This is a genomic window from Nocardioides sp. NPDC047086, from assembly GCF_040643685.1.
Lineage (GTDB): Bacteria > Actinomycetota > Actinomycetes > Propionibacteriales > Nocardioidaceae > Nocardioides.
Map to the genome: position 1 here is coordinate 36971 of NZ_JBEYUV010000007.1, position 15200 is coordinate 52170.

At 70.6% G+C, this 15200-nt stretch carries 11 protein-coding genes; 9 read left to right on the plus strand and 2 right to left on the minus strand.

All coding sequences use genetic code 11. The annotated features are described in order from the left end of the window. The first annotated feature begins 2 nt into the window (after positions 1-2). The 8 genes from ABZ796_RS07495 to ABZ796_RS07530 are packed head-to-tail and all read left to right on the plus strand — an operon-like array spanning position 3 to position 11074. A complete protein-coding gene (locus tag ABZ796_RS07495; protein WP_357335864.1) occupies positions 3-1253 on the plus strand; it encodes an MlaD family protein in 1251 nt (416 codons plus the stop codon). Beyond that, positions 1253-2617: an MlaD family protein gene (locus tag ABZ796_RS07500; RefSeq protein ID WP_357335865.1), complete on the plus strand. Its 1365-nt coding sequence runs from the start codon at positions 1253-1255 to the stop codon at positions 2615-2617. Before ABZ796_RS07495 ends, ABZ796_RS07500 begins: the two co-directional genes overlap by 1 nt. Beyond that, positions 2614-3879 (plus strand): MlaD family protein, encoded by a 1266-nt coding sequence (locus tag ABZ796_RS07505; protein ID WP_357335867.1) that lies wholly within the window; start codon positions 2614-2616, stop codon positions 3877-3879. The genes ABZ796_RS07500 and ABZ796_RS07505 overlap by 4 nt, the downstream gene beginning before the upstream one ends. Continuing rightward, positions 3879-5198, plus strand: a complete 1320-nt coding sequence (locus ABZ796_RS07510; protein ID WP_357335869.1) for an MlaD family protein — start codon at positions 3879-3881, stop codon at positions 5196-5198. The genes ABZ796_RS07505 and ABZ796_RS07510 overlap by 1 nt, the downstream gene beginning before the upstream one ends. Continuing rightward, positions 5198-6454, plus strand: a complete 1257-nt coding sequence (locus tag ABZ796_RS07515) for an MlaD family protein (protein ID WP_357335871.1) — start codon at positions 5198-5200, stop codon at positions 6452-6454. The genes ABZ796_RS07510 and ABZ796_RS07515 overlap by 1 nt, the downstream gene beginning before the upstream one ends. After that, positions 6451-7773: an MlaD family protein gene (locus ABZ796_RS07520; protein ID WP_357335873.1), complete on the plus strand. Its 1323-nt coding sequence runs from the start codon at positions 6451-6453 to the stop codon at positions 7771-7773. Before ABZ796_RS07515 ends, ABZ796_RS07520 begins: the two co-directional genes overlap by 4 nt. Then, positions 7770-10034: an RND transporter gene (locus tag ABZ796_RS07525; protein ID WP_357335875.1), complete on the plus strand. Its 2265-nt coding sequence runs from the start codon at positions 7770-7772 to the stop codon at positions 10032-10034. The genes ABZ796_RS07520 and ABZ796_RS07525 overlap by 4 nt, the downstream gene beginning before the upstream one ends. Next, on the plus strand, positions 10031-11074 hold the full coding sequence (locus ABZ796_RS07530; protein WP_357335877.1) for a peptidyl-prolyl cis-trans isomerase: 1044 nt from the start codon (positions 10031-10033) through the stop codon (positions 11072-11074). The genes ABZ796_RS07525 and ABZ796_RS07530 overlap by 4 nt, the downstream gene beginning before the upstream one ends. 48 nt (positions 11075-11122) lie before the next feature. Here ABZ796_RS07530 and ABZ796_RS07535 read toward each other — a convergent pair whose 3' ends face one another. Then, positions 11123-13438: a CoA transferase gene (locus tag ABZ796_RS07535; RefSeq protein WP_357335879.1), complete on the minus strand. Its 2316-nt coding sequence runs from the start codon at positions 13436-13438 to the stop codon at positions 11123-11125. 69 nt (positions 13439-13507) lie between these two features. Between ABZ796_RS07535 and ABZ796_RS07540 the strand changes: the two genes are divergently transcribed. After that, positions 13508-14395 carry an enoyl-CoA hydratase-related protein gene (locus ABZ796_RS07540; RefSeq protein WP_357335881.1) on the plus strand — a complete coding sequence of 296 codons (888 nt, stop codon included), beginning with the start codon at positions 13508-13510 and terminating at the stop codon, positions 14393-14395. A 59-nt stretch (positions 14396-14454) separates the two neighbouring features. Here ABZ796_RS07540 and ABZ796_RS07545 read toward each other — a convergent pair whose 3' ends face one another. Further along, on the minus strand, positions 14455-15192 hold the full coding sequence (locus tag ABZ796_RS07545) for an SDR family NAD(P)-dependent oxidoreductase (protein WP_357335883.1): 738 nt from the start codon (positions 15190-15192) through the stop codon (positions 14455-14457). Positions 15193-15200 lie beyond the last annotated feature (8 nt).

The following is a 15200-nucleotide window of genomic DNA, read 5'->3' on the forward strand; positions in this document are numbered from 1 at the left end:
CGATGACAGCGATCCTTCAACGAGTCGGTGCCAAGGGCGTCATCGCCCTGGTGATCGTCGGCTCCCTCTTGACCTGGGGCGTCGTCAAGCTCACCGACGGGCCCGACTACAGCCTGACCCTGCTGATGCCCTCGGCCGGCTCTGCCTTCGAGGACGGCAGCGTCATGATCAAGGGCCAGCGGGTCGGGCAGGTCACCTCGGTCGGCGTCCGCGACGGCCAGGCCGAGGTCAAGGTCGCCATCGAGGACGAGTACGCCCCGCTCCGCGCCGGCACCACGGCCCGGGTCAAGTGGGCCTCCGTGCTCGGCACCCGGATGATCGAGCTCGTCCCCGGTGCGAAGACCAACCCCGAGATGCCGTCGGGCCACCTGGTCACCGGCAACGCCGAGGCGGTCGACGTCGACGAGCTGCTCGCCACCCTCGATGCGCCCACCCGCAAGCAGCTGCAGACCCTGGTCGCCCAACTGAACAAGACCCTCGCCGGCACCCAGCCCGACCTGCGTACGACCCTGGCCAAGGCCGGGCCGACGGTGAAGGCCATCGCCGACCTGCTCGGCGCGATCGCCCAGGACGGGCCGGCGCTGAAGAAGATCATCACCGAGCTGCACGGCGTGACGTCCAACGTCTCGGCCAACGACGCCGAGCTCGCGGCGAGCATCAACAACCTCGACACGCTCACCAAGCAGATCGCCGGCCGTCAGGCCGAGCTCTCCGCGAGCATCGAGAAGCTGCCCGAGACGATCGACTCGGCCACCACCGCGCTGGAGGCGGTCCCGAAGCCGGTCGACTCCACCCGGAAGGTGCTCCGCACCCTGCGGCCCTCGACCGACCGTCTCCCGGCGATCGCCAAGCAGGCCAACCCGGTGCTCGCCGACGTACGGCCCGCCCTGGCCATGCTGCCCGGCACCCTGAAGGACGCCCAGGAGTTGCTGCAGTACACCCCGGGGCTCGTCAACGACGCCAACGCGATCCTGCCGACCGCGACCAGCGCCTTGGAGCAGGCCGACCCGATGGTCTCGTACCTGCGGCCCTACACCCCCGAGCTGGTCGGCTGGCTCAGCAACTGGAACGGCGTCTTCGGAAGTCGGGACGCCTCGGGCCACTACGCCCGTGCGCTGATCACCGCCTCGGCCAGCAGCTTCGACCAGAACCCCGGCGTCATGCCGCCGGGCATGAAACAGGACGCGCGTCCGCTGCCGGGCTCGATCGCCGGCCAGCCATGGACCGATGCAGAAGGGGACGGGATCAACTGATGCTCATCTCGAAAGTCACCGTCATCTCCGCGACCGTCGTGGTCGGGGCAGCGACCGCGGTCACCGGCACCAACCTGATGGGAGCCTCTCCGAGCAGGACCGAGCTCGTCGGCCTCTTCGAGGACGCCAGCCCGCTCGAGGTCGGCAACGAGGTCCGCACCTCCGGTGTCCAGGTGGGCAAGGTCAAGTCGATCAAGCTCGAGAAGGGGGTCGCCCGGGTCACCCTCGACCTCGACGAGGACGTGCTCCCGGTCCACCAGGACGCCAAGCTGCTGATCCAGCCGATCAACGCGCTCGGCGAGAACTACGTCTCCGTCGAGCCCGGCAAGGAGTCCTCGCCCTACCTGAGGAACAACACGGTCCCGCTGAAGCAGACCGACTCGGCCGTCAACCTCCAAGACGTCCTGGACACCCTCGACGACCCGACCTCCACCGCCCTCGCGGCGCTGGTCAGCACGCTGGGCGAGGGCACCATGAACGGTGGCGGCCAGAAGATGGCCGACGCGCTCAAGGCGCTCGCACCCCTGATGGAGAACCTCGACCAGGTCGGCGCCATCCTGCAGAGCCAGAACAAGGTGCTTACCGATCTCGTCGCCAAGGCGGACCCCGTCGCCGCGTCGCTCACCGGCGAGAACGGCAAGCAGCTCGACCTGCTGATCTCGCGCGCCCGGGAGACCCTCGACGCTCTGGCCGACGAGCAGACGGCGCTCGAGGCGACCATCGCCGAGCTGCCCGCCACGCTCAAGGAGGCCCAGAGCACCCTGACCTCGCTCGAGACGGTCTCCGCCACGGTCACCCCGACCCTGAAGAAGGCCCGTCCGGTCACCCGGGATCTGGCCGAGATCGCCGACGAGATCAACCGGTTCTCGCCCTACGCGGATCCCGCCTTCAACTCCTTCGGTCCGCTCTTCGCTGAACTCGACGCGCTCCTCAAGAGGATCAAGCCGATCACCGAGGACCTGCGCGCCTCGGGCGACAACCTGCGTACGACCGCCTCGGAGCTGCGGCCCGTGGGCGACGAGCTCCTCGACGAGCACCTGGGCGACCTGATGTCGTTCGTCACCAAGTGGGCGCTGAGCACCAACTCGCGCGACGGGCTGAGCCACTACTTCCGAGGCCTGGTCCACGTCACCCCCGAGGCGCTCAACTCGCTCGTCGGCGCCGAGGTGCTGCCGAACATCGGCACCGTCGGCGGTGAGGATCCCGCGAAGGGCGCTGGCACGGCCGACAAGGCCGAGAAGGGTCTCTCGGACCTCACCGGCCCGCTGCTCGGCGGCGCCTCCGACGACCCTGACAGCGCTACCGGACTCACCTCCTCGCAGGAGCAGAACCTCCTCGACCAGCTCATCGGAGGCCACTCATGAGCGCACGACTGCACCGACAAGACGCTCGGCGACTCCTGATCGGGATCGTCGCGATCGCGGCCGGCGGCGTCATCGCCTACGTCGGCACCCTGGTCCAGGGCGGCGGCGCGCTGCCGCTGAAGGACCACACCGAGGTCTCGGCGTACTTCGACGACGTCGGCACCCTGAAGCCCCAGCAGAACGTGACCCAGAACGGCATCCGCGTCGGCGTCGTCACCGGCATCTCCTACGAGAACGGCCGGGCGCTGGTGAAGATGCGCCTGGACGGCGACCGCGACCTGTACTCCGATGCGACCGCCGCGGTCGGCAACGCCTCGGTCCTCGGCCGCAAGTTCGTCTCTCTCGACCCCGGCACGGCCAGCTCCGGCCTGCTCGGCGGGAAGCCGATCGCGGCTGAGCAGACCACGAGCTCCTCCGACCTGAACACCGTGCTCTCCGCGCTGCCCCCCAAGGCCCGCGAGGGTCTGCAGGTCGGGCTGCGCGAGGTCGGCGGGGGAGTCTCGGGCCACCAGAAGGACCTCTACAGCGCCCTCCAGGTCGCGCCCGGCATGCTGGACGACGCCACGCTCGTGCTCGACACGGCCTCCGACCCGAAGACCGACCTCGACGGCCTGCTCGTGACTGGTGACCGGCTGGTCTCCCACATCCACGGGCACGAGCGGCAGATCCAGACTCTCGTCACGACGACCAACACCACTCTCGGCGCGGTCAACACCGACGACACCGAGCCGCTCCGCCAGACGGTGGAGCAGGCCCCGGCCACGCTGGTGACGGCCCGCCAGGGTCTGGCCGAGATCAACCCGGCCCTCGACGACACCGCCGACGCGGTCACCGAGCTGCGGCCCGGCGTCGACGACCTGGTCGAGTCGGTGCCGAACCTGCGCGCTTTCTTGGTCGAGGCGCCACCGGTCGCGGTCACCGTGAAGAAGTTCGCCGAGGGATCCGCTGAGCCCGTCGGGACGCTGGTCCCGGCCGTCACCAAGGCCGAGCCGACCGTCGGCCGGGCGCGCAAGACGCTCGGCAAGACCGCACCGACGCTCGAGGTGCTCAGCCCGTACGCCCCCGACGCAGGCACCCTGTTCTGCGAGAACGACCTGCTCAGCGGCAACTACGGACCGGACAAGCACTACTTCAGCGCGATGCTCGTCTTCCCCGGCGTCTACGTCGCCAGCCAGCCCGACCCGCTCGCGAACGTCGACCCGTACTCCGGTCCGGGCAAGGCGTTCTCCCACGGTCTGAAGTACGGAAAGGGGAAGTGCTGATGTCCGCGCTCTCCAACTGGTTCCGGACGGCCGGGTCGCCGCTGACCCGCCGCGCGGTGATCCTCATCGTCGTCCTGGTCGCCGTCCTCACCGCGCTGGCCTTCAAGACCCAGCTCTCGCTGCTGCTCAGGTCGGGTGACACCATCCACGCCACCTTCGACCAGAACTACGGCCTGATCTCGGGCAAGACGAAGGTGAAGGTCGCCGGCCTGCAGGTCGGCGTCGTCTCCGACGTACGCCAGGACGCCGACGGCACCACCCACGTCGACATGAAGATCGACGACGGCGTCAAGGAGCGGCTCGGGTCGACCCCCAGCGCCCGGGTCGAGCCGCTGACCGTCCTCGGTGGCCAGTACGCCCTGAACCTGGTCCCCAACGGGGCGGGGGAGTACACCGACAAGGCGATCCCGAAGACCCGCACCCATGTCCCGGTCGAGCTCGACGCGATCCTCTCCGCGCTGCCGACCGACACCAGGAAGGACCTCCAGGGGACCATCAAGGAGGCCGGCGCGACCCTGTCGAACAAGAACCAGAAGTCGATCCGGTCCTTCGCCCACCAGGCGCCGCAGGTCCTCGACCCCTCGACGAGGCTGCTGACCTCCGTCCAGGGCACCAGGCCTCAGCGCGACCTGCCGGAACTGGTCGGCAACGTGGAGAGCCTCGCGGCCACGCTCAACAAGCAGGACGCCGCCCTCGCCCGCAGCCTGGTGAACCTGAACACCACGACGACCACCCTGGCGAACCACAGCAACGACCTCTCCCGGACCGTCGGCGGTCTGCCCACGGCCCTGGACGAGACGAGGACGGCCACCGACCAGCTCACTCCGACGTTGCATCAGCTCGATCGGACCGTGACCGGCCTGCAGCCCACCGCGGAGGAGGTCGGCCCGCTGGTCAAGACCCTGGAGCCGATGCTCGCCGACACCCGGCCGGTCGCAGCCAAGCTGCCCGGACTCCTCGAGGACGCCCAGCCACTGGTCCAGGACCTGATCCCGACGGCCCGGACCACCAAACCGATCCTGAAGGACATCAAGGGCCCGGTCATCGACCGCGTCAACGGCCCCGTCCTGGAGTCGCTGGGGAGCACCTACCGCGGCACCGGTCCGTTCAAGGACACCGGCGGCGGCGTCCAGGCGGACAACAAGTTCTACCAGGAGCTCGCCTACATGGTGACGAACCTCGACCGGGCCTCGATGACTCAGGACGCCCAAGGCAGCCTGCTCAACTTCCAGGCCGGCGTCAGCGCCGGCAGCGTCGCCCCGCTCAACCTGGACGACGCCCTCGCCCAGCTGATCCCGCAGCTGAAAGGTGAAAACTGATGGTAAGCCTCAGCACCCTCGCTGACCGGATCCGGAACACGCCGGGGCTCAAGCGCGACTCGATCGCGGTGGCCGTCGCGCTCCTCGCCGGTCTGGCAGCCAGTGTCTACGTCCTCAGCAACCACCACATCTCGCTGCCGTGGCAGGACCGCCAGTCGGTCGCGATCGAGTTCACCGCGGCCCCCGGCGTACGTCCCGAGGCGGTCCAGGAGGTCCGGATCGCCGGGGTGCCGGTCGGCCGGATCACCGCGGCCGACCCGACCGACTCCGGCACCGCCGAGGTCACCGTGGAGTTCGAGAAGGAGCAGCGGGTCTACCGCAACGCCACCGCGATCCTGCGCACCAAGGCCCCGCTCAACGTGATGTACATCGAGCTCGATCCGGGCGGCCCGCCCGCTGGCCTGCTCGAGGACGGCGGGACGCTCCCGGTCGCGCAGACCAAGCGTGCCGTCCAGCCGTACGAGGTGCTCGACAAGCTCGACGCGCGCACCCGGGCTGCGCTGACCACACTGATCGACCAGTCGCAGATCGGTCTGAAGGACGCGCCGACCACGCTTCCGGCCGGCCTGGACGCGACCACCGCGACCATGAAGCAGTGGGAGCCGGTCATCAACGCGCTCAACGAGCGGCGTACGAACATCTCCCAGCTGGTCACCTCGCTGACCACCATCTCGGAATCCGTCGGTCACGACCGACAGCGGCTCACCGAGCTGACCACCTCGATGGACAAGACCCTGGGAGCCGTCGCCAAGCGCGACAAGCAGCTCTCGGCGTCGTTGGACACGCTGCCCGGGTTCACCGAGCAGCTGTCCGGATCCATGGGCGAGGTCAACGACCTCACCGGTCAGCTCGACCCGACCCTGAAGGACCTCGACAAGGCCTCCGACACCCTCCCCGAGGCCGTCGAGAACCTCGACGGCACCGTCGGCTCGGTCCACCACTTCATCAACGGCGCCGCTCCCGTCGTCGACCGTGCCGGGCCCGTGGTCGACGACCTGCGCCCCTTCGTCGCCGATGCCAACCCGGCGCTGGCAGACCTGAAGCCGGTCGTCGGCTACCTGCCGCAGGCCACCAAGGAGCTGGTGCCCTGGATGGACGACCTGGCCGCCTTCACCTACAACACCTCGTCCTCGTTCAGCCTCTACGACGCCAACGGCGGCATGGGCCGAGCCAACCTCCATGTCGACCTGACCAACCCCACCGGCGGCCTCGCCGACGAGGGCATCGACCAGGGCAAGAAGGGAGACACCCCATGAGTGTCACGATGCGCACGATCCCGACCAACCGCTCCCGGTTCCGGCCGCGTACGTCGGTCGTGGTGATCCTGGCCATCTCGCTGCTGTGCGTCCTCGGCTTCGGCTACCTGTGGAAGGGGTCCGGCGGCACGCTCCCGGGTGGTGACGGCTCCTATCAGGTCTCGTTCGAGTCGGCCGACCTGAAGAATCTGCAGGAGGCCGGCGAGGTCCGGGTTGCCGGTGTCATCGTCGGTCGGGTCGCCTCCACGAAGGTCGAGGGACGCACGGCCCGCGTCGTGCTGGACCTCGACGACGAGGTTGCCCCGCTGCACCAGGGCGCCACCGTCCGGGTCGGCGTCAAGTCCGTCATCGGCCAGTCCTTCGTGGACGTGAAGGACGGCAACGGCGCCGAGATCGCGGACGGGACCACGCTGTCCCCGAAGTCGGTCGTCGCGGCCACGGACATCGACGAGGTCGTGCGTACGTTCAACTCGCAGACCCGCAGGCAGCTCGCCGCCGCCCTCACCGACCTCGGCGCGACGACCGACGGCACCCAGCAGAGCCTCTCGCAGGTGATGGAGGGGCTGGGCCAGATCGGCGGCACCGGCTACACCGCGGTCGACGCGCTCGCGGCCCAGAACGACGACCTGCAGTCGCTGGTGCAGGAGACCAATGCGATCCTCGCCGCCGCGGACACCAACCGAGGCGCGATCGTCTCGGTCATCGACAACACCCAGCAGATCACCCAGGCGACCGCGGGACAGCAGGAAGCCCTGGCCGCCACCGTGCAGCGGTTGCCGGGATTGATGAGCAGTGCGCGCACTGCGACCAGCTCGCTCGGCGAGCTCTCCGGCGACCTCAGCCCGGTCGTACGTTCCCTGGACCAAGCGGCGCCTGACCTCAATGCGGCGCTGGTCAACCTGCCCTCGGTCACCGCCAGCCTGGAGGCGCTGCTTCCCTACATGAACGGGGCGCTGAAGATCGCGCCGGAGACCGTCAACCAGCTGCCGGCGCTCTCGCGCAACCTGATCGCGATCACGCCCTACCTCGACCTGCTGCTGCGCAACATCAACCCGATGCTGACCTACATCGAGCCGTACGCGAACGACGTCGGCTCCTTCTTCGGCAACTTCGGTGGCGCGTTCGACATCCCGCTCGAGAACGGGGTCGCCCCGGCGCGGCTGGCGACGATCTTCAACGAGTACTCCGTGCGCGGGAACCCGTTGAACCTGCAGACGATCAACCCGCTGCACTGGAACAACCCCTACCCGGCTCCGGGACAGGCGGGCGATCCGGCGCCGTTCAAGGGTGAGGCTCCGCGGGTCGAGGAGGACAAGTGACCTGGAGGTCCGCGCTGCTGGTGCTCCTCGTCCTCGCGGCGGTGGGAGTGGGCATCTCGCGCGTGGAGGTCGACACCAAGGTCGACTCGTTCGTGCCCGCCGGGGACAGCGCCGACCGGCAGCTGCGGGCCTACCAGAAGACGTTCGGCGGCGACGCCGTCGTCGTGGAGATGAAGGGCACCACCCAGCTCGGGCTGGTCCTGGACCCGACCGAGCTGGTGCGCCTGATCCGCCTCGAGGGGACGCTGTCGGGGCTGCCCAACGTGCACACCGTCTACGGGCCGGGAACGGTGCTCAACCAGACCGCGGGGTCGGTCAAGGGCATGCTTGCCCAGGTCGCCGGCGCGCGCGACCAGATCCGCAACGTGGCCGAGGCCAAGGCGCGGCGCCAGCACAAGAGCAAGGCCGAGATCACCGCGGCCGGCGACGCCGCGCTCGTTCCCTTCGACCGCCGTTACGGCAAGCTGCTCGCCGAGGCGATGCCGGTCGGGCTTCCCACCGTGCAGAACCAGAAGTTCGTCGCCTCCGTGCTGATGGACCGTGCCGGCAACCCGCGTCCCGAGTGGCGCTTCCTGGTGCCCACGGCCAAGTCGGCGACCCTGCTCGTCCGTCCCGAGCCCGGGCTCGACCAGGAGCAGACCCGCCGCATGGTGGAGCAGATCCGCAAGGCCGTAGGCGCCTCGGGCCTGAGCATCGAGCGCCCGGTGGTCTCCGGTGTTCCCGTCGTCGTCTCCGGGGTTGCGGATCGCGCCCACACGGAGATCCTCCGGCTCGGTGCGGTGGCGCTCGGCGCGGTCGCGCTGGTGCTCGTCCTCTCCGGATGGAGCCGGCGGCGCCGGCACAGTCTGCTGCCGCTCGGCTGCGCGCTGCTCGGCACGGCGTCCACGGTCGCGGTCTTCGGTCTGCTCGGGGTGCCGCTGTCGCTGGGGGCCGCCGCGTTCCTGCCGGTGCTGCTCGGCGTCGGCAGCGACTTCCCGCTCTACCTGCTGCAGGCCGAGCGGGTGCGTGGGGTGCTCGTGACGGCGGGCGCGGCGGCCGCCGCCTTCGCCAGCCTCGCGCTGACCCCGCTGCCGTTCGTACGCGAGTTCGGCCTCGCCCTCGCACTGGGCCTGATGCTCACCGTGGGCTGGGCCCTGGCGCTGCGCCGGATGATCGGACGGATCGAGCCGCGGGCCGCGGCGAGCCGGGGTGAGACGCGCCGCGGGCCGGTCCTGTCGTCCGGGGCGGTCAGGGGCGTCATGGTCGTGCTCGCGGCGGTCGCCGTCGCGGGCTGGGTGCTGTTGCCCGGGATGCGGATCCAGTCCAGCCCCGAAGAGCTCGCCCAGGGCGTACCCGAGCTGGCCGACGCCGCTCGCATCGAGCAGACGCTGGGTTTCTCGGGCGAGCTCGACATCGTGCTGCGCGGCAAGAACGTCGCCTCGCCCGAGGCGATCGCATGGTCGCAGAAGGCCCAGAGCCTCGTCGTACGCGAGCACGCCGACCAGATGCGACCCCTGTTGACCTACAGCCAGCTGCTCGCATTCCTCGGGGGTGGAGCGACCGCTGCACAGGTCGTCGCCGGCACCGAGGTTCTTCCCGACTACCTCACCGATGCCGTGCTCGCGAGCAACCGCAGGGCGGCTGTCTCCACCTACGGCATCACGCTCGACGACGTACGTGCCCAGCGCCGGCTCATCGAGTCGCTGCGCCAAGAGCTGCCCGAGCCGCCGAAGGGCTATCAGGTGGAGATCGTCGGCCTGCCCGTGCTCGCCGCCGACGGCCTGAGTGCGATGGAGGACGCCCGCTACATCGTCAATGCCGTCGGAATCCTCGCCGCGGCGATCGCGGTCGGACTCGGCCTGCGTTCGTGGCGTGCTGGCGCGCGCGTCCTGCTCACCGCGCTGCTCGCTGCGGGCTGGCTCTTCGGCGCCATTCGGCTGGCGGGCATCGATCTGAGCCCGCTCACCCTCGCCATCGGCGCGCTGGTGACGGTCACCTCGTGCGAGTTCGTCACCATGCTCGGCGAACGGCGGCTGCTCGCCTCGGCCGGGCGCACCGTCCTGACCGCGGCTGTCGCCGGTGCCGTCGGCTATCTCGCGCTCGGACTGTCCGGCCTCACCGTGCTCCGCGACTTCGGGCTCCTGCTTGCCGCCGGCGTCGTCAGTTCCTACGCCGCGGCGCATCTGGTGGCCGGGGTGCTCCGCACCCCCGAGCCCCGTCCATCGGGCACGGAAACGCCCGAAACCCCACCCTCACGAGAACTCCAGGAGGTCAGCGCATGACCCAGCTCGCCATCAAACCGATCAACGTACGTTCCCTGATCCCGCCCTGGTGGCCGCGACTGCTGGCCGTGGTCGTGGCTGTTGCCGTCGTCGGTGCGGGCGCGTTCCTCGTCGTCCAACGAGCCAGCGCGCTTCCGTCCGACGCTGCGATGCAGGTCGGCGACCGGACCGTGAAGATCTCCGAGCTCGACAAGCGGATCAAGGTCCTCGCCGGTCTCTACAACGTCAAGCAGCCGACCGATCCCTCCAAGAAGGCTTCATTCCGCCGCGACGCCGCCAAGTCGATGGCTGTCAGCCTCATCCTGGAGCGCGCGGCGAAGAGCAAGGACATCACCGTCACCCGCACCCAGGCGCAGCAGCAGCTCGACAAGGTGATCGAGTCGCAGATGCTCGGTGACCAGAAGACCTACGAGCAGTTTCTCGCCACTGCCGGGGTCACCGAGACCGAGGTGCTCGCCGAGATCACTCGTGTGATCGCGACCAGCCGGCTCTACTCCGAGATCACCGCCAGCGTCCCCGAGGTTACCCAGGCCGACGTCCAGAGCTACTACGCGGACCACAAGGCGGAGATGGTCACCCCGGAGCAGCGCTCGATCAGCAACATCGTGGTCGGCACCGAGGCGGAGGCCGAGCAGGTGCTCGCCGAGCTCGGCAAGGGCACGGCCTTCGCGACTCTTGCCCGGAGCACCTCGCGTGACTCCAGCACCGCGGCCAAGGGCGGCAGCCTCGGCGCCGTCCAGGCCTCCCAGCTCGAGGACACCTACGCGAAGAGCGCCTTCGCCGCCACGAGGGGCAAGGCCTTCGGCCCCGTCCAGACGAGCAACGGCTGGAACATCGGTCTCGTCACCGACATCACCGAGCCGATCCCGGTGAACCTTGAGCAGGCCACGCCGACCCTCACCCAGACGCTGACGACCCAGGCCCAGACCAAGGCCTGGAACAAGTGGCTGGGCCGCCAGATCAAGGCCGCCGAGGTCGAGTACGCCGACGACTACCGCCCCAAGGACCCCGACGCGCCGCCGAGCACCCCGGCCGGCTGAACACCCGGCCGGCTGAGCGCCCCGTTCCCGGGGCGCTCAGCCCGGGCCTCAGGGTAGGAAGACGACGCCGCGGTCCAGCAGGTCGGCGACCAGGTCCTCGTCGAGACCCAGCAGGTCACGGCAGATCGACTCGGTGTCGGCCCCCGCCAGCGGGGCCGGCCCGAGCGTCGGCACCTCGAGCCGCTCGTACGCCGACGCCGCGTCCTCCGCCGGGAGGGTCTGCTCCAGGAGCGGGTGGCTCAGGGTCGTGTAGGTCCCGCGATGGGCCAGCTGCGGGTCGTCGAGCAGCTCGGGCAGCCGGAGCATCGGCGCCGCCGGCAGGCCGCGACGCTGGAGCTCCTCGCCGACCTCCGCCGGAGAGCGAACGGCGGTCCAGGCGCCCACCGCGTCGGCGAGGTCCTGTTCGCCGGCCCCCACTGCCTCGCGCAGCACCCCGACCTCATCCGGGTCGCGCGCGTCGATGACGCACCACTCGTCCTCGCCCGCGCAGGCGAAGATGCCGCCGAAGATCTCCCGACCCCGGTTGCCGACCGCCGAGACCGACCCGGGCCGCAGGCTCTCCAGCAGGGCCAGGTCGGCGAGCTGGTGCAGGACCACGTCGGACTGGGCCATCTGCAGGTGGCGCCCGCGGCCGTCGCGGCTCCGGGCGAGCAGCGCGGCCGCGACCGAGAGAGCTCCGAGACGGGCGGCGACATGGTCGGGGAAGACCGTCACCCCGTCCCAGGACGCGGTGTCGCCGGCGGCGTACTTCCACAGGCTGGTCACCCCGCAGGCGGCCCGCACCAGCGGGCCGTAGCCCAGGCGCTGCGCCCACGGCCCCTCGGCGCTGAAGGCCGAGCTCTCCAGGACGACGATGCCGGGGTTGGTGGCGGCCAACGTCGTGAACCCGATGCCGAGGGAGTCGAGGGTGCCGGGCTTGAAGTTGGAGAGCACCACGTCGCTGTGCCGGGCGAGCTCGATGAAGATCCGCTTGCCCTCCTCGGCGCGCAGATCCAGCCCGAGACTGCGCTTGCCGCGGTTCCCCCAGGCGAAGGAGGCGTTCATCGCCTCGCCGTTGCGGGTCTGTCGCAGCCCGTCGGGGTAGGCGCGGCTCTCGACCTTGATCACCTCGGCGCCGAGGTCGGCGAAGGCACGCCCCGCCTCGGCGCCGAACACGATGACGCCGAGGTCGAGGACCCGGAGGCCGGCGAAGGGAGCCCCGCCGGTGGCCGGGACCGGGTGGACGGGCTCCTCGCGCGGGGCCCACGCACCGGCCGAGGCGGTCTGCGTCGGCAGCCCCGGGCTCGGTGTCCGGAGCCCGAGCAGGTGTCCGTCGGCGGCGAGGTAGCCGACCGGCACGGTCGCCGTCAGCCCGGGAGCCACCTCCGTGCGCGCGACGGTTCCGGCCTTGGTGAAGTGGTCCGCGGCGAGCGCCTCCCCGAGAGAGAGCACCTGGGCGAGCGGGATCCCGCGCCTGGCCGCCTCCTCGACCAGCTCGGCCGCGGTGCGGTCGGCGAAGAGCGCCTCGATGAGCGGCTCGAGACGGTCGGAGGCGGCCACCCGGGCGGTGATCGAGTCATAGCTGGGGTCGGCGAACTCGGCCGGCTCGCCGAGCCAGCCGAACATGCCCCGCCACTGGCGCTTGGCGAGCAGGCACAGACGTACGAACCCGTCGGCGCAGCGGTAGATCGGGTAGGAGTCGGCCGGCGGACGGCCGCGCCGGAACTTCCCCGACCGCCCGGCCGCGGCCGATCCCTGCACGCCGAACGCCGGGTCGAGCCCGGTCGCCACCGCCTCGTGATGGGACAGGTCGATGGTCTGCCCGAGTCCGGTCCGTGTCCGTTGGGTGTGGGCCACGATCGCCAGCCACGCGGCCTGGGCGGTCGCGGTAGCGGTCGCGAGCTGCTCGGGCGGAACCAGCGGCGGCTCGCCGGGGCTGCCGGAGCGCGACATCGCCCCGCCGAGGGCGAGCAGCGTACGTCCGGTCGCCTGCCAGTCGCGTCGCGGACCGCTGAGGCCGAAGGGCGAGGAGATCACTGCGACCAGCCCCGGATGGGTGTCTCGCAGCTCAGCCAGTCCGATGGCGTCGGCCGTGGTGGGGGAGAGGAACACGATGTCCGCCTCCGCGACCAGCGCGCGAGCGTCCGCCCTGCCCTCGGGTGTGGTGAGGTCGGCGATCAGTGCCGACTTGTTCGCGTTGCGAACGCTGTAGGGCAGCGAGTGGCCGTCCACCACAGGTTGTTCCGTCCGGGTCCGGGCGCCCTGCGGGGGTTCGAGCTTGAGCGTCTCGGCGCCGAGATCCGCCAGCAGGCGGGCCGCGGCCTCTCCGACGGCGTCTCCCAGATCGGCGACGCGGACTCCGGTCAAGAGCAGTTCAGCAGCCATGGTGTTTCCTCCTGGTTTCAGATTAACCTAACGCCATACGGTTTATCTGCCAATGTCAGGAGCTTTGAGATGACTGCTGGTCCCGTGGTCGACTACCAGGTCGAGGGCAGGGTGGCGACCATCGCCCTCGACCGCCCCGCGCAGGGCAACGCGATGACGTTGCGCCTGTGCACCGAGCTGGTCGACGCGATCGACCGTGCCGAGGCCGACGACGAGGTCGCGGTGGTCGTGCTGACCGGGCGGGGCCGCAACTTCTGTGTCGGTGCCGACCTCGACGAGGGGTTCCATCACGGCGACCGCGAGCCCTCGCCCGAGTACGCGGCCTTCGTGGAGCGGTTCGGCGCTCTCGACGGTGTGCCCCGGGACGCCGGCGGCGTCGTCACCCTCCGGATGGCGGCGATGCTCAAGCCGGTGGTCGCCGCGGTCAACGGTGCGGCCGTCGGTGGCGGGGCCTCGATGATCCTGCCCGCCGATATCCGGGTGGTGGGCGAGTCGACCCGGGTGGGCTTCGTCTACACCCGGCGCGGGATGCTCGTCGAGTCCGCCGCGAGCTGGTTCCTGCCGCGGCTGGTGGGCACCGCCCGCGCCACCGAGTGGGTCCTCACCGGCCGCCTGCTGGCCGCCGGCGAGGTGGTCGCCGGCGGGCTGGCGGGGCGGGTCGTCCCCGACTCCGACCTCCTCGACACCGCGTACGCCATCGCCACCGAGATCGCCGAGCGGGCCTCGACCGTGGGGATCTCCCTGTCCAAGCAGCTGTTGTGGAGCATGTGGGCCGCGCCGAGCCCGTGGGAGGCCCACCGGATCGAGTCGCGCGGCGTCTACGAGCTGCCCGGCCTCGGTGACGTCGGCGAGGGCGTCGCCGCCTTCCTCGAGAAGCGCGACCCGGCCTTCCCGCTCCGGGTACCCCGCGACTATCCCGCCTATGGCCCGCGGTGGCCGGATCCCGCTGGAGGTTGACTCCCTGCTCGCCGAGTCGGCGCGTTCTGGCGCGCCGCGCGGCGATCTGCAGCGGTCCGTCAGTAGGCGGTGAGGCCGCCGTCGACGCTGAGCGTGGTGCCGGTGACGTACGTCGAGGCCGGGCTGACCAGGAAGAGCATCGCGGTGTCGAGCTCGTGCTGCTCCCCGAACCGTCCGAGCATGCTCTGCTCGGCGACCATCTCGCGGAGCACCTCTCCCTCGCCGGCGGTCATCTCGGAGTCGAAGTAGCCGGGGCACAGCGCGTTGACCCGGATCCCGCGCCGAGAGGACCACTCACCGGCGAGATCGCGGGTCAGGCCGATGACGCCCGCCTTGCTGGCGGCGTAGGCGGCCTGGGGGAAGCGCGGCGCGACCTGCCCGAGCACGCTGGCCACGTTGACGATGGAGCCACCGTTCTCCATCCGTGCGGCGCATGCCTGGGCCATCCAGAAGGTGCCGTTGAGGTTGACGTCGATCAGCCGGCGGAAGCCCTTGGGTGTCTCCTTGAGCGCTGTGACGGCTGAGCCGAGACCGGCGTTGTTGACCAGGCCGTCGATGCCGCCGAACGCCGAGACCGCGACGTCGGCGACGTGGGCGCAGTCGTCGGGGTCGGCGACGTCGGCGACCGCGATCGCCGGCTCCTGGCCGATCTCCCGCACCTCCGCGGCGAGGGCTTCGAGCCGGTCCTTGCGGCGGGCCGCGATCACCACGTTCGCCCCAGCGTGGGCCAGGGCGCGGGCGAAGCCTGCTCCCAGGCCGCTGCTGGCACCGGTCACCACAACGGTGCGGCCGTCCATGCGGAAAA

What these genes read in the sequence shown, in the direction of transcription:
- ABZ796_RS07505 (WP_357335867.1), top strand. Translation starts at nt 2,614, where the DNA reads ATGAGCGCACGACTGCACCGACAAGACGCTCGGCGACTCCTGATCGGG.
- ABZ796_RS07530 (WP_357335877.1), top strand. Translation starts at nt 10,031, where the DNA reads ATGACCCAGCTCGCCATCAAACCGATCAACGTACGTTCCCTGATCCCG.
- ABZ796_RS07545 (WP_357335883.1), bottom strand. Translation starts at nt 15,192, where the DNA reads ATGGACGGCCGCACCGTTGTGGTGACCGGTGCCAGCAGCGGCCTGGGA.
- ABZ796_RS07540 (WP_357335881.1), top strand. Translation starts at nt 13,508, where the DNA reads ATGACTGCTGGTCCCGTGGTCGACTACCAGGTCGAGGGCAGGGTGGCG.
- ABZ796_RS07535 (WP_357335879.1), bottom strand. Translation starts at nt 13,438, where the DNA reads ATGGCTGCTGAACTGCTCTTGACCGGAGTCCGCGTCGCCGATCTGGGA.
- ABZ796_RS07510 (WP_357335869.1), top strand. Translation starts at nt 3,879, where the DNA reads ATGTCCGCGCTCTCCAACTGGTTCCGGACGGCCGGGTCGCCGCTGACC.
- ABZ796_RS07520 (WP_357335873.1), top strand. Translation starts at nt 6,451, where the DNA reads ATGAGTGTCACGATGCGCACGATCCCGACCAACCGCTCCCGGTTCCGG.
- ABZ796_RS07500 (WP_357335865.1), top strand. Translation starts at nt 1,253, where the DNA reads ATGCTCATCTCGAAAGTCACCGTCATCTCCGCGACCGTCGTGGTCGGG.
- ABZ796_RS07515 (WP_357335871.1), top strand. Translation starts at nt 5,198, where the DNA reads ATGGTAAGCCTCAGCACCCTCGCTGACCGGATCCGGAACACGCCGGGG.
- ABZ796_RS07495 (WP_357335864.1), top strand. Translation starts at nt 3, where the DNA reads ATGACAGCGATCCTTCAACGAGTCGGTGCCAAGGGCGTCATCGCCCTG.